Raw genomic sequence first — 24,121 nt, 5'->3', positions numbered from 1 at the left:
CTAACAATTTCCTAGTGTCTCATAGATAGTGCCGCATGCCGTCGGCAAAGATAAAACAATGATGCGGAGGAACCTGAACCTGTACCTGCCCTCCCGATGTAAGGACGGGCAGGGCGAGCGCATCCGGCTCAAAAAATTCGAGGGGCTGCCCACCGGGAACCTGCAGAGGGACTCGCGCCGAACCGTCATGCGACGCGGCATATAAAGTCACCTCTGCCTGCGTTACAGCACGGTAGAGTGTGCCGCCCACCTGCGGGAGTACCCCCTGAACCTGCACCGGTATCGTATTCTCTGCGGGATTCTCAACAATGCCCTCTACACGCCGCAGCGAGGTTGCACGCACATAGAGCGAAGCCCCTTCCGGAAGATGCTGCCCTTCCGTGAGAGTCAGTTCGTTCAGGGCTGGCGATGCTGTCAGCCGCGCCGCCTGCAGCGTATGCGGATTTGCCAGCAAATGCTCGGGGGTATCGACCTGCACCAGGTACCCGGCATCCATGACCGCCACGCGCTGCCCAAGCTGCAGTGCCTCATTCTGATCATGTGTCACGTACAGCCCCGTGAACTTGTACTCAGCGTGCAGACGCGCAATATCCGCCCGAATACTTGCGCTCAGTTCCTCATCAACACTCGCCAGCGGCTCATCGAAAAGGATTACAGGTGCTTTGCGAATGAGGGCGCGCGCAATACCCACACGCTGCGCCTGCCCGCCTGAGAGTTCCTGGGGTTTGCGGCGCTGAAGCTCGCCAATCTGGAGCGCATCCATAAGATCCGTATAGTAATTTTTATCGGCCTTTTGGCGGTAGCCGCGCAGGGTAGTTGGAAAAAGAATATTCTTACGAACCGACAGATGCGGGTACAGAATCGGGTGCTGAAAAACGAACCCTACCTGCCCGGCGCTCAACGGCTGACCCGCATAGGTAATGCGCCCGGCGTTGGCTTCCTCAAGCCCCGCAATAATGCGCAAAAGCGTAGATTTACCGGTTCCGGATGCACCCACCAGCGACACCATCTCGCCCGGCTCCACCTCAAGGTCGATCTCACGCAGAACATGAGTATCCGTCCCAAAACTCTTCGCGACACCACGAATCTGAAGCCCCTCGTGAGTCGTCGTTGAGGAAGGCTGAGGTGTTGAACCTTGAGTTGTCATGCTTCTATTATGACGTCCCGACATTCTACCCGAAAAGCAGCGCCACGGCCCGCACGTTCCTGACGATCTGTATTCGATGAAGCTACCGCACTAAAAGCCTGCCGCGTATTGCCAGCATCAGCATCCCGAGCCAAAGCACCGCGATCAGTGCGGTGCCAAGAATCCACAGCGCCCAGCCAAGCTGCACGAGCTGAGAAACCGCGACCAGGTGCATTCCGGCGCCCGCCATAGCACCCAGCCCGAAGGAGAATCCCCACAGGCTCATGGTGTACCCGGCTTTGAGAATCCACGGCACTAAGCGAAGCAGGAACAGCAGCTGAAGCACACCGTAACCCGTGAGCACTAGGAAAACCCAGTCCACGTGCCCGCCATTAGCTGCCAGATAGGCATTACCGCCCACAAACGGAGGGGCCAGCTGAACCCCTATAATGCCGCGTACTGCAGGATCCAACGCAGGTTCGGTGCGCAGGCGGCCCAGGATTGCGGCCTCCACGCTAAACCACGAGAGAAGACCCATACCGAAGAACAGCATCGCCCAGTCGCGGTGCCCCAACGCCCCTAACCCGGACGCGGAGGCAAAGTTCGCGGCCACCGTTGGTAGGTAGATGACCGGGGTTGTCGCCGCAACTGTATGCGTTCCACGCCAGAGTCCGGCGGTGCGGTACATCGAAAATGCCAGCTGCCCCAGCACACCGATAAGAATCAATGCATACCCGAGCGGTGCCGCATAGGGGTACGCGGATATCCCGACCTCAATGGTGGTGACCGGAACCAGCGCCAGAAAGCAGCACATCACGAGGTCGCGAAGTTCGTTCTGGAGCGCATCGCGACGGGTTATAAGTTTGACGGCAAACGCCGCGATCAGCGCCAGCCAGGTTGCCGAGGCGAGCGCCAGTATACTCTCCCCCACCCAGGACGGTACCAGGTGTGCGGTGGCACCGTACCGCCACGACAACCCCAGCGCACTCGTTCCCAGCGCTACCGAAAAATAGCTCGTCGGAATAGGGAACGGTTTTGTGGTGGTGGGCGTACCCAAAGGTACGGGATGCGCGGCGGCAGTACTCATGTAATCCTCCCGGGTTATATGCACAGTATACGGCGGCGCTCGCCCCTTCGAGAGCGATGCGAAGATCGTGTGTCAGCGTTTTAACGCCACGACACATAAGGGGAAAGAAGCTCCGTTTATTCCCGGCGGCTTCATCCAGAATAGATATGTCGGCAGAACCGCTGGGAAATACCATGGGAGCGGAAATATGGATCGGAAGCGTGTTCCTCTAAGCCTGCTTCAGGCTGGGTGGTTCTTCTACAAATCTTGTGGGATATGGTGCCAGAATAAAGAAAACCCGCTGCCCGTGCGTGCAGTACGCATGGGCGGCGGGTTCTTTCACATCTGAGAAGCCCACAGGCTTCCTAGAATCCCAACCTTAGGCTGCAGCCGAAACTACGGATGCGGGATCAACCGGAATGCCGGGGCCGAAGGTGGTCGCAACGGTAGCCTTCGAGATGTAGCGTCCTTTAGCCGAGGAAGGCTTCAAACGGTTGATCTCTTCCAGAGCGGTGTTGAAGTTCTCTTCCAGCTGCTCGGCGGAGAAGGATGCCTTGCCGATAATGAAGTGCAGGTTCGAGTTGCGGTCAACGCGGAAGTCGATCTTGCCACCCTTGATGTCTGCAACAGCCTTCGCAACGTCCATGGTCACGGTGCCGGTCTTGGGGTTCGGCATGAGGTTACGGGGACCCAGAACCTTACCCAGGCGACCAACTTTGCCCATCATATCGGGGGTTGCAACTGCCGCATCGAAGTCGGTCCAGCCGCCAGCGATCTTAGCGATCAGTTCGTCCGAACCCACGAAGTCAGCACCCGCTGCCTCAGCTGCGGCTGCCTTATCGCCAGCTGCGATAACAACCACGCGAGCAGTCTTACCGGTGCCGTGGGGAAGGTTCACGGTGCCGCGAACCATCTGATCGGCTTTACGGGGGTCAACCGAGAGGCGCAGAGCTACCTCAACGGTTGAATCAGTTTTAGCGGAGGAAGTCTCCTTCGCCAAGGCTACTGCCTCAGCGGGGGTGTATAGTTTGCCCTCTTCAATCTTGGCTTCAGCCGCCTTGTACGCCTTGCTGCGCTTTGCCATCTGCTTATCTCCTTATGCAGTTGTGGTCTCGTGAGCCGCGCTCGACTCTGCCACATCCCACGCCCAAACGTGGGCATTTACAAGTTAAAATGCGGAAAACCGCGGTGCCGAAAACGGCTTAATTACTCGACGGTAATACCCATGGAACGAGCGGTACCGGCAACGATCTTAGTTGCGGCGTCTAGGTCGTTCGCGTTCAGGTCGGGCATCTTGGTCTCAGCAATTTCGCGTGCCTGAGCCTCGGTAATAGAACCAACCTTCGTGGTGTGGGGAACAGCCGAGCCCTTAGCAACGCCAGCAGCCTTCTTGATAAGCTCAGCAGCTGGAGGGGTCTTCGTGATAAAGGTGAAGGAACGATCCTCGTATACGGTAATTTCAACGGGGATCACGTTACCGCGCTGCGATTCGGTAGCAGCGTTGTATGCCTTGCAGAACTCCATGATGTTCACGCCGTGCGAGCCCAGTGCCGGGCCGACGGGCGGAGCCGGGTTAGCGGCGCCTGCCTGGATCTGCAGCTTAATAAGGCCGGTGACCTTCTTCTTGGGAGCCAATGTTAGGGTCCTTTTCTTAGCTGGGAAACTGACGTACAGGAGCGTACGCCAGCAGACGGTGACCGTGGCGCGGTCACCCGTGCGGGCGCATGAAAGCGTGAGCATGCGCATACACAAACGAATATTCTAGCGTTAAAGCAGCTTTAAATCCACTGGAATTTCTTGCGACGAGCCTTTTAGCTGACGGCTCGCTCTCTAGGGTGCAGAGGCGAAGTACACACCTGACCTGATTAGCTTGGAGTGCACGCAGGTTCAGGAAAGCTCTTGGTTATCACAGACCTCGAAGGTGTACCGTTTTGCGGACAGCGGTACACCTTCGTGTCTATGAGCTAATCAGCTGCTCATGAAGTTACGGCTAAAGCACGGTGAACTGGAAAATGGTGCTTCCACCACCGCTCACGATAACAGCTACCCGGGGTTATTCTTAATGTTCTGCAGCCGAGAAAGCATATCCGCACGTTGTTCTTCGGTCAAAGGAGCAGGAGCGTTTCCGCGCTGAGACTTGATGGTATTTACACGATTAATCAACTCTGGAATGCGAGGATAGTACACGCCGGGGCATAACCTGCTGACGACATCCCGGTGCCCGATGATATAGAGCGTATGCCCAATCTTGGTTTCAATATCTACGATAAGTTCGGCAAGGGTTGCAAAGTCATCGGAGTCGGCCTCAGGACGGTTCTCAACTCCGATTGAGGCAACGTTCATATTCCAGTTACCCGCATGAAGCGCTACATCCTCGTTTTCTGCGATCTGCGCTACGCGACCGCCCTCCGAAACATAGTGTGCGGAAACTTTATTGTTATTTTTGCACAAAAAATTCACATTGCTATCAAAAGACAATCCTTTTTTATCGTCCCACCAGTGAACAACAAGGAAGAAAATATCGTCGACCTTGCGGTAATTTTTATGACGATTTTCGGTCTTACGGTTCGTCAAAAGCTCATAACTCATCTATTTCTCCTTATCTCTGTCCGCTCACATGGCGAGCGATTTTCAAGGCGGGAGTATTCTCTATGGCAGACACTACCCACCCTGCCATTTCACCCGTCCAGATGCAAGGAATTTATCATGCTGATATGTAACGTTTATTCGGTGAGTATCCTAAACTTTTAGAGTTCTCTTAAATATAAGAAAGGCTCTTTATATTGAATAAAGAGCCTTTCTATGGTGAAAAATGAAAGATTAGATCTTTTCGATCTGGTTGAATTCCAGGGTCACCGGGGTATCGCGCTCGAAGACCGAGATCAGGGTTACGACCTGCTGCGACTCCGGCTTGATTTCGGAAATAGTAGCATCCATACCCTCGAACGGGCCGGACTTCACGCGCACGTTCTCGCCCACCGTGTAATCGGATTCCACCACGGGCTGCGGGGTCGGAAGCCCCTTACTCTGTTGCTCTTCCTCGAACACGGGCAGGAGCATGTCGAAAACTTCATCCATGCGCAGCGGCACCGGGTTGTACGCATCCTGACCCACGAAACCGGTCACACCGGGAGTGTGGCGCACCACGCCCCACGAGTGGTCGGTCAGATCCATACGCACCAGCACATAACCGGGCACACGCACGCGGCGAATAGTCTTCTTGACCGTGTTCTTGTATTCGACGACGGTTTCCATCGGAACCTGAACCTCGAAAATTTCGTCCTCGGCCTCAAGGTTCTGGATGCGGGTCTCGATACCGGTCTTCACCTTGTTCTCGTAACCCGAGTAGGTGTGCACCACGTACCAGTCACCAATCTGGCGGCGCAGCTTCGCTTTGAACTCTTCGAGAGGGCTTACAGCGCTCTCATCAGATGCGTTCTCGGCAGCGACAGGCGCATCGGCGGTTTCTGCCTCAACAGACTCGGCATCAACCGCAGCCTCGACTGACTCAGTCTCTTCAAGTTCGGGTACCTGTTCCTGTTCGGACACGTCGCTCCTACTTTCTTTACATCGTGAATCTAACCCCGCACCGGGGGCTCGATAAATAGTACGGGTATAAGCGCGGATGCGCCTTATGAAGACTATCGCCCGCCTTGATTAGGTGACAGAGTTCCGTTACCGAACACCCAGAAGGATCCCTGACCGAAAACCCAGTCAAGCCCCGAAATGAACAAAATCATGAAAACAACAAAGAAAAGAACGCCGAAGAAGTAAATGGCGAGTTCTTTGCGAGTGGGGGTGGTAACCTTTTTCAACTCCGAGATAACTTCGCGGAGGAAACGGAACATACGACCAAAGACGCCAGGTTGAACGTCATCAGAAATATCTGTATCTGTGGTCTTCACAGTGGCAGTTTTAGCCATTTTCGCTGCCCCTTTCTACGTCTAGTTGCGCATCCTATACGATGCCAGAACACTTCATTGAGGCACTAGCAGGGCGGACAGGACTCGAACCTGCAACCTGCGGTTTTGGAGACCGCTGCTCTACCAATTGAGCCACCGCCCTTCGAAGCATAAACTTCGTTGGTTGTGGATTACTCCACGTGTTTACATCCTCGAATGCCTCGTAGCCGTGGGCCCACGAGGAGGCAAACTAAAACACCCTCATGGGGTGCTGAGATAACTCTATCCTAAGCCTCGCGTCTTTGGCAACTTTCTACACAGTATTGGAGGCAATATTTTGTGCTTTTCGGGCTTCGCACTTAAAAAATCTTGCATATACACTTTCTCCATCCCCTCAATGTTCTCTATGCTTATAAAAAGGGCTCGACGTGCCTCACACACGCACCGCCGAGTTTCACTTTAGGAGAGATACTTCACGATTCCGCCTGCCGCGTAGAGCCCTCTCGAAGGCGCACGGCGGAATAACTATGAAAGCGAGTACATTCACATATGGCGCGCATATCCAGCCGTATCGGCGCAATTGCACCCTCAGCAACCCTTATCGTCGATTCCAAAGCTAAAGCACTCAAGGCAGCCGGACGTCCCGTAATTGGTTTCGGTGCCGGTGAACCCGATTTTCCCACGCCCGCACATATTGTTGATGCTGCCCGCGAAGCCCTCAATGATCCTAAAAACTTCCGCTACTCCCCCGCATCGGGTCTGCCCGAGCTCAAACAGGCTATCGCGGATAAAACCCTGCGTGATTCCGGCGTTAAGGTCGATCCTTCTCAGGTACTTATTACAAACGGTGGTAAGCAGGCGGTCTATGAAGCTTTCGCTACCGTGATCGATGACGGCGACGATGTTCTGATCCCCGCCCCGTACTGGACAACCTACCCCGAGTGCATCCGTTTGGCTGGCGGCAACCCGATCGAGGTTTTTGCCGGAAGCGACCAGGACTATAAGGTCACCGTCGAACAGCTGGAGGCGGCATACACCCCAGCGACGAAAGCGCTCATCTTTGTCTCGCCTTCTAACCCCACCGGCGCGGTGTACACCGAGGAGGAGACTCGTGCGATCGGCCAGTGGGCGCTTGAAAAAGGCGTCTTTGTGCTGACCGATGAAATTTACGAACACCTGACCTACGACGGCATGGATTCCGTTTCTATACTCAAGGTTGTTCCCGAACTTGCCGATACCTGCGTTATTCTCAACGGCGTGGCGAAAACCTACGCTATGACCGGCTGGCGCGTGGGCTGGCTTATCGGGCCCGAAGATGTAGTTAAGGCAGCTTCCAACCTTCAGTCACACCTGACCTCGAACGTGAACAATATCGCGCAACGTGCGGCTCTGGAGGCTCTCACCGGATCCCAGAATGACGTTGAGGAAATGCATGCCGCGTTCAACCGCCGCCGCACCAAAATTGTAGACGGACTAAACGCGATCGATGGGGTTCACTGCCCTAGCCCCAAGGGCGCCTTCTACGCCTACCCGGATGTGCGCGGGCTTCTTGGCAAAGAAATTGCGGGCAAACACCCCCAGACTTCTGCCGAGCTCGCCGAGCTCATCCTCGAAGAGGCGGAGGTTGCGGTGGTTCCCGGTGAGGCTTTCGGCCCTAGCGGCTATCTGCGCCTTTCCTATGCGCTGAGCGATGAAGACCTAATGGAGGGTATCTCTCGTCTGCAGAAGCTACTCGGTTCCGCACGCTAAACCTAGGCGTTTTTGCGGTCCTCAAGAGAGTAGTTAAGCACTTCTGATCGCACCGCATACATCTCATGCATGAGGCACCCGTTCTGACGTGTACGCAAAGTCCGGCGGGTGCTTCGCATATGCATTGTAGGTTCGGGGTGAGGAGCTCAAGGCTTTTACCGAACGTTTTCTCACGATCGAGATTATTACCCGAGCTTTGGTTATCCCATGGAGCGAACAGAGAAATGGCTTTCTTGCCTAATGTCTTGCTTTTCTGGGTTACACCCCAGATACCACACGCACTCTCGGCAGCATTGAGCTACCACCGCACATATGGTTCTCTCCCGATAAGACGCTTTTCCGCGCTTTGAGTATTTAAAACCTGAACTTTAATGCCGTTTCGTGGCAAAACACAAGTAATTCCACAGCTACCCACATAACCCAAACGCGGCTAAAATAGTATCTAAGAGGATGGTCTCCCGAGCTCGCGCATCCATTGCACGACGCTGGCGGAGACCATATTTTTACCCACGCGCAGAACACCCAACACGCGCAGACATAAGGAGCCATCATGAAAATCGGTCTGCTTACCTCCGGAGGCGACTGCCCCGGTCTCAACGCCGTTATCCGCGGCGCAGTTCTCAACGGTGTCAAGAAGTACGGCTACGAATTCGTCGGTTTTCGTGACGGGTGGCGTGGCGTAGTCGAAGGCGACTTCATGGACCTTCCGCGGCAGAAGGTACGCGGTTTGGCGTCCCGCGGCGGCACTATTATCGGTACCTCGCGCACCAACCCCTTTGATGGACCTAACGGCGGACCCGAAAATATCGAAATTATGATGGAACGCCACGGGATTGACGCCATTATCGCCATCGGCGGTGAAGGCACTCTTGCCGGTGCCAAGCGTCTGGCGGATGCGGGTCTGCCCGTCATCGGTGTTCCCAAGACCATTGATAACGATCTGCGCGCCACCGACTACACTTTCGGTTTTGACACCGCTGTTTCTATTGCGACCGAGGCTATGGACCGCATTCGTACCACCGGCGAATCGCATCACCGCTGCATGGTCGCTGAAGTCATGGGCCGCCACGTAGGCTGGATCGCACTGCACTCCGGCATGGCTGCGGGCGCACACGCTATTCTGATTCCCGAAGTCAAGGTTTCAATGGACGAGATCTGCCACTGGGTGAAAGAAGTACACGACCGTGGCCGTTCCCCGCTTGTCGTAGTTGCCGAGGGCTTCATTCCTGAAGGCTTTGACGAGGTTCTAGCCAATAAGGGCACGGAAAAGGACGGTCGCCCCCGCCTGGGCGGTATCGGTGAATACCTAACCCAAGAGATTGAGGAACGCACCGGCATCGAAACCCGCAACACTATTCTGGGCCATATTCAGCGCGGCGGCGCACCCACCGGCTACGACCGCGTGCTGGCAACCCGTCTGGGTATGGGCGCCGTCGATATGGTGCACGAAAAGAAGTGGGGCATGATGGTCTCGGTTCAGGGCACCGAAATCAAGTACGTACCTCTTGAAGAAGCTCTGGACGGTCTCAAGGCGGTACCTCGCGAGCGCTGGGACGAGGCTGCGGTTCTCTTCGGCCGCTAAGGGTTCGGCGGTAGTCCGCCTATCACAGACAGAACGCAGCGGGTGCCCGGTCAGAGTGTTTCTGGCCGGGCACCCGCGTTTTCTATGCTCGCATGTTCGTTAGCGCTTGAGGAAGTCTTGCCCCGCAAGGGATTTGCGGGCGATTTCACCAGCCTCGGGAGAGACGATGAGGGTCTGTGCTGCGGCATATTCGGTCGCAGAGGCTGAAGATTCATCGGTTGAAGCCTCACCGGTAGCTACCGCACGCAGAGGTGCCGCAGGGTCCACGGCCCGCTTGATGACGGCGAGCGCTATGGGGCCCGCCTCGTGATGCAGCGCCACCGAGGTTATGCGCCCCACCGCACGGGGCTTGCCCTCTACGAAGAGTTCGCTGCCCGCTGCGGGCAGGGTGTGCTCAGAGCCGTCAAGGTCGAGAAAGACCAGGCGGCGCGGTGGATGCCCCAGGTTGTGCACACGCGCGACGGTTTCTTGTCCCTTATAGCACCCCTTCTCGAAGTGCACGGCGGTGCGGGTGTAGTCCAGCTCTTGCGGAATGGTTTTATTGTCGATTTCGGTACCTGCGCGCGGGCGCCAGGCTTCGATGCGCAGCGCCTCCGCCGCCCAGACACCCGCCAGCTGAGCGCCTTCCGTGAGAGTGGTGAGCTTATCACGGGGAATAATGCTCAGGTACCGTTCGTAGTCGGCACCTGGATGGGCATCAGGCGTGGCGCTGTAATGGTAGCCGCCTTCGACAAGTGCCGTCCACGGGTCGCGCCAGATCAGTGCATCCTCAAAGCCCGGATGGATAGCGCCCTGTTCCCCGCGCGGGTTTCGGGCGGTCTCAATGACGGCATACTCTCCGCTCATATTCTCAATATCGACGCGAAGCATGAACTTCATGCGGTTCAGGTAGTCGGTGAGCGGTTCTGCCTGGTTACCCTCGACAATAAGCCAGAGCGCCTGCCCGTCCTCGACGGCGGCGGGTGCATATTCGATGCGTCCCTGCGGGGAGAGTAGTAAAAATTCGCGGCTGTCCCCCGGGTTCATGTCGGTCAAAATCTGGGATGCGAGGGAGGTGAGCCAGCTGGCGCGGTCGGGCCCCGAGACCCGCACGACGCCGAGAGAGGAACGGTCCACAACCACGGGTTCCCCCGTTGTGGCTCCACGGTCGCGGGCTAGGGCGCGCTGTTCGGCCAGGGGATTGCCGTAGTGCGCCGCGATGCCCGCATCCGGACCGTCTGCGGCGAAGGCACCGTGTACCTGCAGAAGGGGGCTGAGTGTGGGGGTGTATTCGGGCGCATCGGCGGCGGTATTTTCGGCGGTGCTCATGATGTTCCTCTCGTGCTGTTTTTATCGTGAGTGGAGGCCAGACGGTCTGCAAAACCCGCACACCGCAGCGGAATGGCGGGTATGCGGGCTTTACTCTGCGTGGAGTAGTCCTAGTTTTCGGCGGAGCCTTCTTCTGCGCCGTCGTCGAGGGAACCGAACATGCCTGTGCCCAACGAATCGCCGGTCATGGATGAGGTTTTCCGCAGCTCCGCCGAGGCGTGCTTATGCAGGTTGCCTTCCTGATCGGCGATTTCCCAATCCCACATGAGGTTGCCGTTCACCAGCCCCCACAGGCGCACGGATCCGGCGTAGTCGTGCGATATTTCGTCGCGCAGCAGGTTACCGGTCTGCATGCGCACAACCGGTCCCTTAATCATGCCTACGTAGTTTTCGCTGATGCCGCCGGGGTGCGCGATAGTGGCGATCAGATTGAACCCGTCATCTTCGTTGCGCAGAGTTTCAACCGATTCCGCATCGGCAAAAGCGGGGACGATATCTTTGGGTACCAGCCCGAACCCGCCGTCAGCATCCGTGAGAGGACGGTCGATCTGCCAAAAACCGGTTTCGATAGTGATAGGACGCAGCTTTTGCCCGTTATCGTCGAGCAGGAAAGACTCGGCGCGGTATTCAAGGTACGGCAGACCGTCTTGGGTGAAGTTAATAATCTGCCCGAAGGGGGTGTTCTCTTGTCCTTCGTACCACATGGTTCCGGTACCTTCCCAGGTACCCAGAAGCCACGCGAAGGGAACGAGCTCAGGGGTTAGGTTGGTTGGAATTTCAATTGCCATTCCTCTATTTTAGGGGTTTTCTATGGCCAGCAGTTCAAAACGTGGGCTATTTCGCCATAGGCTGGGATACACGAGAGCCGGGCATGCAAAAGCCCCCGGCACTGTCTGCGCACCCCCGCCGGGGTGCCTCAGCGTTAACCGGGGGCACCGTGAGCCTTCCTCGGCTCAAAAAATTTTACGCTCTACTTCTGCCCTGCGAAGAGACCCTTAAGTACTGCGTATGCACCAACGGCGATGCATACCGAGATGAGAGCCATCAAACAGATGAAGAAGATCTCTAAGTACAAGATGTTGTCCATGCCTTAAAAGTACCATAGATAGCTGAGCTAAAGCACGGATCACGGCGCTCTCTCCTGGGTAAAAATAACTTTAACGCGCACCGCTGCTGCGTGTTTTAGCTCCGTTGAAGGTACTGTGCCCGAAGAGCACACAAAGGCATGAGTAAAATAGTACAAAACCGTGCGAGTAAGGATTGCAGATTCAGGAGGGTGTATGTACCGCATTGCGTTACTGAGCGATGCGCCGCGAGCGCAAGAACTCATTCCTGCCCTCAGCCTGCTCAGCCACCGTGTGATTGAGCTTCCCCTCGATTCGCCCCTGAGTACTATCGGCACGGAACACGATATTGTTATTCTGGATGCGCGCCAAAACCTGCTCAAAGCACGCAATACCGCCCAACTTCTGAAGACTGCGGGGATCACTATCCCGCTCATGATTGTCCTGACCGAGGGCGGAATGGCGGCTGTTTCCGCCTCGTGGCAGGTGGACGATATTGTGCTGGACCAGGCTTCGCCCTCCGAAATGGATGCGCGCCTGCGCCTGTTGGTTACGGCGCCCGAACTCAAAGATACGGATGATCGCAGCCAGCAGATTATCCGCATCGGCAATCTGGTCATTGATGCACAAACCTATTCGGCGCATCTGAACGGGGCAGCACTCAACCTGACTTTCAAGGAATTTGAGCTTTTGAAGTTTGTGGCGCAGCATCCCGGGCGAGTATTTTCGCGGGCGCAGCTACTCTCGGAGGTCTGGGGCTACGATTCATACTATGGTGGTACGCGCACGGTCGATGTACACGTTCGTCGACTGCGTTCAAAGCTCGGTTCTGAGCACGAACAGATGATTACCACGGTACGTAATGTGGGGTATTCGTTCCACGCGCAGAATACCCATCATGATCCTTCTGCCGAAGACTAACGGCGCGGCGAAATACTTTTCTTTTTCTGGTGCGCCGAAGATTGCGCTTATTGCATCAAACCGGTTCAAACGCAGGCTTTCACCCGGTAAAGTTAAACAGTAGGCAATGTGAAAGAAGGCGAGAATGGCGGCATCACCCGAAAACTTCACCCTCGACTCTGGGCACTACGAAAATATGCCCCTCAATGCTGAGCTTCTAGAGCATTTCACGCAGTTCGCACGCGCCGTACAGAAGCACGACGGCACCCCGGCTTTCTCCGAACAAACTCTGGTGGAGCTCTCGAAAGCGGTGCGCGGTGAGAGTCTGGTTAAACCGCAAGTTTTCGCATTCACTCCGGCCGCCGATAATTCCGAGTTACAGGCTGTGCTCGTTGCCGTTCCCTCCCCCGAAGACTCTGACGAGCCCGGTGTACTTGAGGCAGCCGTTCACCCGCAGATGCGCGGGCAGGGGCTCGGTCCCGCCTTCTTCACTCGCGTTATTCAGGATCTAGGAAGCGAGGCCGCCAACTACAACCTCTGGGTACACGGAAGCGCAACCGACACCGGTATTGAGAGTCCCGCCAATGAGCTCGCCGAAACCGCAGGTTTTACCCCGGTACGCGTGCTGTACAAAATGGTACTTCCGCTCGACGAACAAACCCGTGAGAATCTTGCCGAGCTCTCGGATGCGCGCACCCTGCCCGACTCGCTTGAGCTGCGCACCTTCACCCCCGCCGACGAAAACCCCTGGCTTCGCGTTAACGCGGAAGCCTTCGCCGAGCACCCCGAACAAGGTCGCCTGACTCTCGCGGACTTACGCGAGCGCACCGGCAGCGACTGGTTCCGCCCGGAGGGGTTCTTTCTCATCTCTAAGCGGGAAGATCCGCATAATATTGCGGCGTTTACGTGGACAAAAATTCCCACCGCTCAGACCGAGCCGGGGCAGCCGCTCGATGATCTGGTGCCTGCGGGTGAGATTTATGTGGTGGGGGTCAGTCCAAACGCCCAGGGTAGCGGTCTGGGGCGCACCGTGACCCTGCGTGCCCTGGCGTATTTGGCGCTTGCATCCGACGAAAACGGCGAGCCTCTGCATGCAATCGAACTGTATGTGGACGCCGATAACGCCCCTGCGTTGAAGCTCTATGAATCGTTAGGGTTCGCAGTTGCGACCGTGGATCGCATGTATGCCCCCGAACGCGGGTCCGGCAAGAGTTCGTCTAACGGTGTGGATGCGGGTGTGCTCTCCGCTGTTACCACAGCGGTTATCTCGACCGGCAGCATCTAGCGTTTATTCGGGGTGGGGCGCGGGTTCTTTACCGGCTCATACCCGTACCGAACGTTCTTTCTGCGTTGTGCTCGATGACGAGCGGCGCATCGTAAACTTAGTCCCTCAACATAGTAAGGAATAGCCTGTGGCACCCCACCCGCATACCAAAAAGAATACCGAACCGGCACCGATGACCGGGTTGATTCACATCGGAAACGATATCTCGAAGATTGAGCGTGCCGATACCCGTGCCGACCGCATTGAGGCGGGAGAAAAACTCGATCTACCCAATATCGAAGGCGATTTTGGCGCCGAGCGTTTTCTCGACCGTGAAAGCAGCTGGCTCGATTTTAATTCCCGGGTGCTGGAGCTCGCCGAAGACCCTGATTTGTACCTGCTGGAGCGCCTGAATTTTCTTTCTATCGTGGCCTCGAACCTTGACGAGTTCTTTATGGTGCGCGTGGCGGGGCTCAAACGCCGCATCGCTACCGGACTGGCGGTACCTTCCGCCGCAGGGTTGAGTCCTGACGAACAGATGGAGGCGATCTCGACCGCCGCTCACAGCCTACAAAAGCGCCACGCCCAGGTATTCCACGAGCAGATACTTCCCGAGCTGAAAAAACAGAACATTCATATTGTGGGCTGGGATGACTTGGATGCAGACGCTAAAACCCGTTTGCGCCAAGAATTCCTGCGCGATATTTTCCCGATTCTCACACCGCTCGCGGTAGATCCGGCGCACCCCTTCCCCTATATTTCGGGGCTTTCGCTGAACCTTGCGGTGCTGGTGCGCAACCCGCAGACCGGAAAGGAACTTTTCGCGCGTGTGAAGGTGCCCGATCAGCTTGACCGCATGATTTCGGTGGATGGTCCCCGCGCCGCCAACACGACCGGCAAGGAATCCCGCTATATTCCGCTAGAGGTTATCATTGCCGAGCACCTTGACACGCTCTTCCCCGGCATGGAGGTTGTTGAGCACCATGTCTTCCGCGTAACCCGTAACGAAGATCTTGAGGTTGAAGAGGACGATGCCGAGAACCTGCTGCAGGCCCTCGAAAAGGAGCTGCTGCGCCGCCGTTTCGGTCCGCCCGTGCGTCTTGAGGTTGAAGATACGATCAACCCCACGATCCTCGACCTGCTCATTTCTGAGCTCAATATCGACGACTCCGAAGTATACAAGCTCCCTGCGCCACTGGATCTGCGCGGTATGGGCGCGATCGTGCGCGCTAACCGTCCTGCCCTACACTACCCCAAGCATATTGCGCATACCTCCCGCTGGCTCAACGCCGCCGAAACCGCCAAAGAGGCGGACGTGTTCGCCGCAACCCGCGATCACGATGTGCTTCTGCACCACCCCTACGATTCCTTCGCCACCAGTGTGCAGGCGTTTCTTGCGCAAGCGGCGGCCGACCCGAAGGTACAGGCTATCAAGCAGACCCTCTACCGTACCAGCGGCGACTCCCCCATTGTCGATGCGCTGATCGAAGCCGCCGAGGCAGGCAAACAGGTTGTCGCGCTCGTTGAGATTAAGGCACGGTTCGACGAGGAAGCTAATATCTCCTGGGCGCGCAAACTCGAACGCGCGGGCGTGCACGTGGTCTACGGTCTGGTTGGACTGAAAACCCACTGCAAGCTCTCCTTGGTAGTGCGCCGCGAAGGCAACCAGCTGCGCCGTTACGCGCACATCGGCACCGGCAACTACCATCCTTCCACCGCGCGGTTCTACGAAGACCTCGGCATTATCACCTGTGACGAGCAGATTTGTGAGGACGTCTCGCGCCTATTCAACCAGCTCTCCGGGTACGCGCCAAAAACCACCTACAAGTCGCTGCTGGTTGCCCCGCGTTCGCTGCGCAGCGGGCTCATCGAGTGCATCAACCGCGAAATTGAGAATCATAAGGCTGGTAAGGAGGCGCGCATCCAGATCAAGTGCAACTCCATGGTGGACGAGGCGATTATCGATTCCCTCTACCGTGCCTCACAGGCGGGAGTTCCCGTCGATGTGGTCGTGCGCGGTATTTGCGCCCTGCGCCCCGGTGTGCCTGGCCTCAGCGAGAATATCCGGGTGCGTTCGGTACTTGGGCGCTTCCTGGAGCACTCGCGCATCTTCGCGTTTGAGAATGCGGGCGAGCCCATCGTCTATATCGGGTCTGCCGATATGATGCACCGCAACCTCGACCGCCGGATTGAGGCGCTCGTAAGGGTCAAAGACCCTCGCCATATCAAGTACCTGCTCGACATGTTCACGGTCTACATGAGCGATGAATCCCGCACCTGGCACCTCTCGGGTGACGGCACGTGGAAGCGTTTCGATACCGATGCCGACGGCAACCCGCTGCGCGATGTGCAGTCCTATTACCTGCGCTCGCGCTCCCGGAAGAACCACGACAAGATTTAGTGCCCCCCCTTTCCGTAACTTCTGTATGCAGGTGGCTTTCAGACCGAAAAGTAGCACTATGCGAATTTTCGGTCTGAAAGCCACACTGTATGCCCATAATTGTGCTCCACAGGGTGCCAAGCCACGTAACATTCGGATTTTTACTACGAAGGTGAACACAAGGTTACGGGACGGTGACGCCTCTGAAGATTTTTCCCCTAGAATGGGAGTACACCGCATCATCACTACCAGCTCGTAGAGGATCCCGTGACCACCGAATCAACGTACTATTCCGCCCACGTATACGATAATTCACTCGCCATCACCCGCACCCGCGAAAATACAGCGCCAGTCGTTGCCGCAGGTGCCCTCGTCTGGCGCTTGCACGGCGAAAAACTTGAGGTGCTCATGATTCATCGGCCCCGCTATAACGACTGGTCTTGGCCCAAAGGCAAACAGGATGCGGGCGAATCACTCGTTGAAACCGCCATTCGTGAGGTAGGCGAAGAAGTCACCCTCAGAATAACCCTCGGCGTGCCGCTGGCGGTCACCAACTATATGGTCTCGGGGCGCCCCAAGGATGTGTTCTACTGGGCCGCGCAGCTGCCCGTGGGTGAGCATCCCCGCGCTGACGAAGGCGAAGTTGATGAAATCCGCTGGGTAACCCCCAAAGAGGCACGCAAGCTCTTGAGCAACAGCACCGACCACGAGCCTTTGGATGCGCTCGTTGCTCACCATAAAGCCGGTACTCTGCACACCCGCCCGGTCGTCATTATGCGGCACGCCAAGGCAAAACCACGATCTAACTGGACTGCCGCCGACGACGAGCGTCCGCTCGCGGGAACCGGTAAACGCCAGGCGCTTGCGCATAGCCGCCTTCTGGAGGCATACTCCCCCACCCGTTTGCTTTCGTCTCCATGGCTGCGGTGCATGCAGACCGTGGCGCCCTATGCGAACGACCATGCAATCGCGATCAAAGAGAAGAAGTCCCTCTCAGAGAGCGGCGCGGCAGGGCATCCTAAACGCACGGCAAAAGTGACCGAATCGCTGTTCGTGAAGGAAGTTCCTTCGCTGCTGTGCACGCATCGCCCCGTGCTCCCGTTGGTTTTCAAGGCTCTTAAGGGTCACCTTATGAAGGGTTCGGCGAAAATTCTTCCCACCGAAGACCCCTATATGGAGCCAGGGGATGCGGTAGTCCTGCAGGTCTCAACCGCCGAGCACGGTGGTATCGTCTCGGTTGAGACCATCCGCCCGGTTATTGATTAGCACCAGAACTCTCGCGGTCCATGTGCATGGAAGTGCGCGAGTTTTGAGCCCCTCGAAAGTTTTCGAGGGGCTCAAGTATTCCAGATGACTAGACAGGCTTATGCAACGCCTCAGACCCCTACAGGATGTGCTCATATCGGGGGTTCACATCTGGTAACATAAGTTGAGCTTCAACCTTTCACTTAGGTTCAGCATAGTTTCCAGCCACGCATCACGGAAGATACATAAACTATGGGCGAATACGACAACATGCACGTTCTAGAACGTGATGTTGAGTTCGATTTTAATCATGCCGATATTCTGCTCAGTATATTCAGGTATTTAAAAAGAAAGTTAGAAATACAGCTTCCGGAACGGCAGCGGTATATTGGCATAGCCCAACGTGAGTTTAAAGGACATTTCGCACGAGTTTTTGATCAGAACTGTAAATATTCCATCTCTGAATGTAAAAACCTGATTACAGCCTTAGGCGATGCCGCTGCCGACCTACAGAAATATACTGATGCCGCACACCAAGAAAATGAGAATCGTAAAAAATTCCGTGAGGCTATGGCACATTGGGAGGAAGAAAAGAAGAAGATTAGAGATAACATTGAAAATGATAATCGCAATACATTTATAAGTTTTCAGAAAGATCCCGCTGCCTATTACCCTCCCCGACCACAGCCTAATCTAGATAGCGAAGGTCCCAAGTTCGACGAACGCGCCCCGATTATTAAATCCCGTAATACAGGCAGAAATGCAGAGGTTATCGGGCGCAACCGTACGCATCGCGCCGAGAAGAGGGCTCGGGATGCCGCCCAGGATGCTACCGAGACTACATCGGCTATTCCTGGCAACATCGTGACATTTGCGCAGAAGAACTCCACATTAGATCAAAGAATTGCCGAGCTTTACTCCAATATCACCAAATGCTATAGCTCTTTTGTTGAGCATACGTCATGGGGTTTTTTTGATGCTACAAGCCTTTTTAACTCGCTAGCAAAATGGGTTGATGCCAACCAATCTGATGTTCGTTGGATTCTCACTGTTGCGGAAGCTTTCGCGACGGCTGGTTCTCAAGGAATGTTAGGCCCTATTTATTCTGAAGCAGATTTTTTGGATTATCCGCAGTACCTTAATACGGGGTATATCCGGAATTATCTGAAGGAACAGAAAATATCTACAGATCGTCCGAGTATTGACGTTTCTCGTGCGACAATAACCGGCGCGGTATACTCAGCGGGATATGCGCTTGATCCCGTAAATGTTGCCACAGGGAATTTCATTGAGCATGAGTGTGATCTCTCCTTCGAGCATGCTCCTGCGGCATCGCTCATCAAGCTTGAACGTATGTACAACAGCGTTGCCGTTACCTATCCCGAAGAAGCCCCTTCGGGCATCTTTGGTCTCGGTTGGTCTTCTACGCTTGATACTCAGCTTACGTTGAGTAACACGGGCGCTGTATGGCACACGCCTGATGGTCGGACTCTTGCATTCCCTCGTATGGGCGACGGTTTTGGTCGTGTTCCTTCCGAATCGTATTGGCTTAGCAAAACTGTTCCCGGCGACGAGCTTTACAGCTATGTTTCCACAGCGACGACAAAAGCAATCAAGACGGCAGAGAACGCTGGGCGCAAGGTCAGCGCACCTACTGCACCCGCATATTATTGGGTTGTTTACAATTCCAAGCACGTTCGATACTTCTACGATCCTTCTGGTGCCTGGACAGGCGTGATGGAGGGGCATTATGCAACCTTAACGCTGCCTCTTTACTCATCGGATTCCGCAACGGGTGCGTTAGAGCTGACTGACATTGTTCACCCGGCCTCAGGTCGAGGTCTTCAGATACGCTACGGCAGCTCACCCCGTGATAACCGTATTCGCCCTGACTCTGCCAGCACCTACCTTATAGATCATGATGTGCAGATACTTGATACCGTCACCTACATTTACGACGATGATGATCTGCTAGCAGCGGTTAACCGTCCCGACGGTATTCGTCGTTACACCCATAATGCTAAGCGCCTTATTGAAGAAGTCTGGGATGTGAACGGCCACCGTGAAGTCACTAATACCTATGACGGCCAAGGACGTGTGGTCCACCAGCTGACTGAACATTCCCGTGAAGTGTCTTTCGTCTATGCTCCGGGCATTATGACGATTGTTGCTGACGCGATAACCGGCGACAGCTCTAATATTTGGCGCTCGGATGAACACGGACGTCTTAGCTCTATGACGGCTGCTGATGGCAGCCGCCAAGTCATGCGCTACGATAAGTTCGGCAACCGCATCAGCGTTACTGAACGCGATGGTTCTACGATAAGCCGTTCCTACGACTCTCACAGTCGTTTAGCGAAACAACTTACCCCCGAGGGCGCACTGTCTAAGTACACCTGGGACGAACATAACCGCCTGCTCACGACCTCTGTATGTGATTTCCGTGATCGGCTCAACCCCGGTGATCCCGTGGTAGTGTCATATACCTACGAATCAACAGGTGCAAACCCAAACCCCATCACTATGACCGATGGGAATGGGCATACTACAGAATATAGCTGGGATGAGTACGGCAACCTTCTAAGCGTTACTGACCCCACCGGTGTACGTACCACATACACCTATAACGCACGTCAAGAGCTGATCAGCATAACAAACGGCGTTGGCGATACAGTCCATCTAGAGTACGACAAACACGGTCGAATAGTGCAGGTTAGGGATGCTCTAGGTCACGTAACCTCTACCCATTGGAACTCCGCCGGGCAACTCGCCTCGGTTACGGATGCTGCCGGTTCACGCTGGTCCCTCACGTACCCTGAGCTTGCTCCCGAAGAGCTGGTTCCTGCTTTTGTTCGCCAAAACCTCACTTCAAGCGACACTCACCGTGTACGCGATACATCGCGGCCTATAGGTCAGCTGCCCGTTTCTTTGACAGATCCTTACGGTCATGTCACACACTTTGAGTACAATAACGGCAACCAAATCACCGCTGTCACCGATCCACTGGGTCGTACCAACCGTGCAGTATTTGATGCCTGGGGCAACATGGTCAAGACTATTAATGCCCTCGGTGCCGTAACCAACTATGAATACGATGGCCTGTCACAACTTATTGCGGTAACAGATCCTCTGGGTGCCCGGAGTGAGTTTGACTACGACTTGGCTGGCGAAATTAGCCAGATTACGGATGCTACCGGTGTTGTTACGCACCGCACTGTAAACCGTAGAACGGGCAAAGAAACTACGTCCTCCGGCGGCATACTCGGATCTTCATTCCGTCACGTCGATTATCTGGGACGGGTGATTATTGAGGGCGAGAACAACACCCACTCTTCGCAGCCGGTTAGACGTGCATCTCAAAACTCAAAGTCACCGAGTGCATCCCCAAGAAACAGCGAAACTGTTACCGAGTTTACAGCCTATGACGCCGCAGGCAATCCCGTTGAAACTCTTGATGCTCATGGCGGGCTCACCCGCCGCACCTACGATGCGGCAAACCGGCTGATACGCGAGGTATCTGCGGCGGGACGCACCCAAACATTCGACTATGATCAAGCTGGGCGTCTGCGGCGTATAGGTGTGGGGCTAAGCGTACCCGAGCAGAAGCCGGCAGTGAGCGAGAACGTGGAGTGGGAAGAACCTACCGCTTGGGCGTACACAACGCTAACCTACGACGCCGCATCTCGAATTATTGCCCGAACCTATCCTGACGGCACAACTGAGCATACGACGTACGATGCCCTTGGCCGGATTGTACGGGTGCAGCATGGGGCTCGCACGGCAACGTATGCATACGACCGGTGCTCACGCCTGATCCGCATGAGTGATAACAGCGCTGGTACCCGCAGATTCATCTATGATGCAGCCGGTCAGCTAGTGACTGCTGTAGATGCCTTAGGGTATCGCACCCATTTCGAGTATGACGCTGCTGGGCAGATGGTGCGCACCCTGGATGCGACCGGCCAGGTCACCACGTATATTTATGACGCCGCAGGTCAGCTTATCCGCACCGTTAAGGGCGCGGGTTCTACGGCAGAGATAACATCTACATACACCTACGATGCCGCAGGTCGCCTGCTGTCTGAAAATAATGGTGAGCGAACCCGTGCATACTCCTACGACTATCAGGGGGGCGGTCTGCTCGCGTCTTTGAGCGTCAATGGTGTGTGCGCGGCGGAGTATTCGTACTCCCCCGGAGCATCATCTATTGGTCATCGAACCGTGACGGTGCGTGACTACGCCTCAGCTTCTGCACTCCGGGTTCGCGATTCTTCCGCCTTTGCTGGCATCGAAAAGCCGTACCTTGAGCATCGTTTTGTCTATGACTCCTCCGACCGTCTGATCTCTCGCAGCCGTTCAGGATTCCTAAGATCGGACGATCAAAGCAACGCTCATGCAGACGACGATATGTACGAGCGTCTTCACGCTTTGAATACCTTTATCAAAACCGGCGCATATACGCTGACGTACTCGTATGATGCCGATGGTTATCTGATCACGTCAGTAACCCCTTACGCAAAATCTACACGTACCGTAGATGGTGCTGGTCGAACGGTAGCTGTAACAACACATGCCACGGGACAGCCCGCTCACGATGTTATCTCTTCAGTATTCTCCTACGATCCTCTGGGACGTCTCACGCGGATTCGGGTGGGAGATATGGTGTCTTCCTGGACACACGAGCGCGCTACCGGGCTAATCTCAGACTATGTGCGGGAACAGGCGCTCACCGATGTCCGAGGGTTTGAAGAATCAAAGGTTCTTGAACGCACACAAGTAATCCGTGACCATAACGGCCGCGTGATTGGGTTGGACTCAACGGGATCTGATACTTCACAGGATGGTCTTGTGCTGTACTCCTATGACGATGCCGGGCAGCTTGTGGGCGCCCGTTCAGCATCCCACGTGTGGGAGTGGGAGTACACAGCCGGAGTCATGATGCGCGAGCGCGTCTTTGCTCTCGATAGTTCTAACGGATCTGAACGCTCGGCTGCAGGCTCTCGTGTTCTGGAGGGTGAGCGTATCTTCACCCATAACGAAGCGAACCAGTTAGTCGCCGTTGAGGCTCGCGCATACGCAGGTGCACGAGGCGACGCTGGGGAGCTTGCCGCTCATACCATCACGGAATACACCTACAATCTGGCAGGCGAACGTAGTGGTGAAGTCACGACCGATAAGCTCACCGGCGCCTCATACTCTCGCGAATATAGCTGGGGTGCCTACGGCGGTCTGACATCGGTAACAGACTCTGTTTCCTCACGTGTAGGTATGTCACACACTTCACTGATTTCTGACGCGGTGGGTGAGGTATCCGCTGTTTCTGATGGTGAGGGCATTACAGTGCCTCTCATGTGGGATGCCAGGTCGGATATTCCGCATCTTCTGGGTGCTGGGGCAACGAGCGCACCCAGCTCTGACGGCGGCTTTTCGCAGGCGGGTATACCCGGCGGAGTGACACCTTGGCATACCCTCAACGTCCCCGGGTTGACCGGCAACACCCTCGATTCGGCATTAGGTAGCACACCCGGACTGCCGACAGACTGGGGCGTACCTTCTGCAAACGCTACCCCGATTCCCGGGCTGCCCACCGGTTTCGAGTTCACGGGTGCAGGGTCGCTACGCGTAGCCGGTCTAGATATGCTAGGCGCTCGCGTCTATGACAGCCCTTCACGTCGTTTCCTCTCAACAGACCCGAAGGCCGCAATAGCTGGTTCATCCTGGTTTGCTGACGTTTACGCATATGCAGGCAATAATCCGCTGGAGTATGTGGACCCTCGGGGTGAGCGCCCCATGACGGTTGCAGATTACCGTAAGTATCAGAGCCAAGAAGGCGAACGTTTCATGCAGCAGAGTCTGCGCCTTCTGGCTCTTGTAGGTGTTATTGGTTCGCTGTTCATAGCGCCGACAAGTATCCTCTTGGCCGGCGGTGTTGGTTTTATTTCTGGTGCCGCCAACGGTGCCGCTGATGGCATGGATTTCCACACCCCCGACGGCAATATCGACTGGGATAAAGTGCAGGCTTACGCTCTTCAGGAAGGCGGGAAAGAAGCACTCACAGCCGCACTCATAGGGATGCTCTTCAAAGCCGGGCCGCCCGTAGCACGCGCCACCGGCAACCAGGCGATGAAAGTCCCCGTTATCTCCAGAACGGTTGATCGGGTTAAGACGTCCCCTGTTGTCATTAAAACCCAAAACACCGTTAATGCCGTCAAAACCCGCATCAACGGAATCCAAGACCGCATTGCCACATGGACGCGCACCAGCCTGCTGGGCATCGAGCATGTAGTGCCCAAGCTCCAACCACGGCATACCTTTCACGGCTTCGGCGACGATCACTTGGTGCCCGTTGCCCACGGTCAAGCTGTACCCGAGATGGCAGAGAGGGGAATACCCAACGGAGGCGGTACCTATAGTAGGGGTTTTAATAATGCACCACCGGCAGATGACTATCTTAAGTCTCGTATTGACTGGGAAGGGCTAAAGGGTCAACGGGTTAAGTATCCTTATAGGTCAGATGTTATTTATGTAGATGATT

Annotated in this window: 16 protein-coding genes and 1 tRNA gene; 7 read left to right on the top strand and 10 right to left on the bottom strand. The window is 55.6% G+C overall.

Annotated features, from left to right (window positions below):
* Positions 1–19: 19 nt before the first annotated feature.
* The 8 genes from HMPREF2609_RS00550 to HMPREF2609_RS00515 all read right to left on the bottom strand — a co-directional run bounded on the left by HMPREF2609_RS00550 (position 20) and on the right by HMPREF2609_RS00515 (position 6,257).
* Positions 20–1,147 (bottom strand): ABC transporter ATP-binding protein, encoded by a 1,128-nt coding sequence (locus HMPREF2609_RS00550; protein WP_070534470.1) that lies wholly within the window; start codon positions 1,145–1,147, stop codon positions 20–22.
* Positions 1,148–1,229: 82 nt separating this feature from the next.
* Complete coding sequence (gene tehA / locus HMPREF2609_RS00545) at positions 1,230–2,213, bottom strand: dicarboxylate transporter/tellurite-resistance protein TehA (RefSeq protein WP_048751133.1); 984 nt, start codon at positions 2,211–2,213, stop codon at positions 1,230–1,232.
* 358 nt (positions 2,214–2,571) lie between these two features.
* Positions 2,572–3,276: a 50S ribosomal protein L1 gene (rplA, locus tag HMPREF2609_RS00540; protein ID WP_013397650.1), complete on the bottom strand. Its 705-nt coding sequence runs from the start codon at positions 3,274–3,276 to the stop codon at positions 2,572–2,574.
* Between the two features lie 122 nt (positions 3,277–3,398).
* Positions 3,399–3,827, bottom strand: a complete 429-nt coding sequence (gene rplK / locus HMPREF2609_RS00535; RefSeq protein WP_004005333.1) for a 50S ribosomal protein L11 — start codon at positions 3,825–3,827, stop codon at positions 3,399–3,401.
* A gap of 408 nt (positions 3,828–4,235) precedes the next feature.
* Entirely contained in the window at positions 4,236–4,781 is a 546-nt protein-coding gene (locus tag HMPREF2609_RS00530; RefSeq protein WP_013397651.1) for a peptidoglycan recognition protein family protein, read from the bottom strand.
* A 231-nt stretch (positions 4,782–5,012) separates the two neighbouring features.
* The gene (gene nusG, locus HMPREF2609_RS00525; RefSeq protein WP_070534469.1) at positions 5,013–5,741 is read right to left on the bottom strand and encodes a transcription termination/antitermination protein NusG; all 729 of its coding nucleotides are present in this window, start codon (positions 5,739–5,741) and stop codon (positions 5,013–5,015) included.
* A 92-nt stretch (positions 5,742–5,833) separates the two neighbouring features.
* On the bottom strand, positions 5,834–6,115 hold the full coding sequence (gene secE / locus HMPREF2609_RS00520) for a preprotein translocase subunit SecE (protein ID WP_004005336.1): 282 nt from the start codon (positions 6,113–6,115) through the stop codon (positions 5,834–5,836).
* A 69-nt stretch (positions 6,116–6,184) separates the two neighbouring features.
* A tRNA-Trp gene (locus HMPREF2609_RS00515) sits at positions 6,185–6,257 on the bottom strand.
* Between the two features lie 386 nt (positions 6,258–6,643).
* On the opposite strand from HMPREF2609_RS00515, the gene HMPREF2609_RS00510 reads away from it, so the two are divergent.
* Together HMPREF2609_RS00510 and HMPREF2609_RS00505 are read left to right on the top strand one after the other, a co-directional pair.
* A complete protein-coding gene (locus HMPREF2609_RS00510; protein ID WP_070534468.1) occupies positions 6,644–7,843 on the top strand; it encodes a pyridoxal phosphate-dependent aminotransferase in 1,200 nt (399 codons plus the stop codon).
* A 550-nt stretch (positions 7,844–8,393) separates the two neighbouring features.
* Positions 8,394–9,425, top strand: a complete 1,032-nt coding sequence (locus tag HMPREF2609_RS00505) for a 6-phosphofructokinase (protein WP_004005338.1) — start codon at positions 8,394–8,396, stop codon at positions 9,423–9,425.
* A 99-nt stretch (positions 9,426–9,524) separates the two neighbouring features.
* Here the strand turns inward: HMPREF2609_RS00505 and HMPREF2609_RS00500 are convergent, their stop codons facing one another.
* Together HMPREF2609_RS00500 and HMPREF2609_RS00495 are read right to left on the bottom strand one after the other, a co-directional pair.
* Complete coding sequence (locus tag HMPREF2609_RS00500) at positions 9,525–10,733, bottom strand: CAF17-like 4Fe-4S cluster assembly/insertion protein YgfZ (RefSeq protein ID WP_070534467.1); 1,209 nt, start codon at positions 10,731–10,733, stop codon at positions 9,525–9,527.
* Positions 10,734–10,843: 110 nt separating this feature from the next.
* A complete protein-coding gene (locus tag HMPREF2609_RS00495; protein ID WP_013397656.1) occupies positions 10,844–11,521 on the bottom strand; it encodes a heme-binding beta-barrel domain-containing protein in 678 nt (225 codons plus the stop codon).
* Between the two features lie 492 nt (positions 11,522–12,013).
* Here HMPREF2609_RS00495 and HMPREF2609_RS00490 point away from each other — a divergent pair, with 492 nt between their 5' ends.
* The 5 genes from HMPREF2609_RS00490 to HMPREF2609_RS00470 all read left to right on the top strand — a co-directional run.
* Positions 12,014–12,718, top strand: a complete 705-nt coding sequence (locus tag HMPREF2609_RS00490; RefSeq protein WP_004005341.1) for a winged helix-turn-helix transcriptional regulator — start codon at positions 12,014–12,016, stop codon at positions 12,716–12,718.
* A gap of 124 nt (positions 12,719–12,842) precedes the next feature.
* Positions 12,843–13,982: a mycothiol synthase gene (gene mshD / locus HMPREF2609_RS00485; protein ID WP_070534466.1), complete on the top strand. Its 1,140-nt coding sequence runs from the start codon at positions 12,843–12,845 to the stop codon at positions 13,980–13,982.
* Between the two features lie 127 nt (positions 13,983–14,109).
* Positions 14,110–16,362, top strand: a complete 2,253-nt coding sequence (locus HMPREF2609_RS00480) for an RNA degradosome polyphosphate kinase (RefSeq protein WP_048779607.1) — start codon at positions 14,110–14,112, stop codon at positions 16,360–16,362.
* A gap of 246 nt (positions 16,363–16,608) precedes the next feature.
* Positions 16,609–17,607: an NUDIX hydrolase gene (locus HMPREF2609_RS00475; RefSeq protein ID WP_070534465.1), complete on the top strand. Its 999-nt coding sequence runs from the start codon at positions 16,609–16,611 to the stop codon at positions 17,605–17,607.
* 231 nt (positions 17,608–17,838) lie between these two features.
* Positions 17,839–24,121 (top strand): DUF6531 domain-containing protein (locus HMPREF2609_RS00470; protein ID WP_246825523.1); only part of this gene is annotated, 6,283 nt, incomplete at its 3' end.

Origin of the sequence: Rothia sp. HMSC058E10, assembly GCF_001809415.1 — a bacterium.
GTDB classification, from domain to species: Bacteria; Actinomycetota; Actinomycetes; order Actinomycetales; family Micrococcaceae; genus Rothia; species Rothia dentocariosa.
Note: the sequence above shows the minus strand (reverse complement) of the source record. Positions and strands in the feature narration are given on the sequence as shown.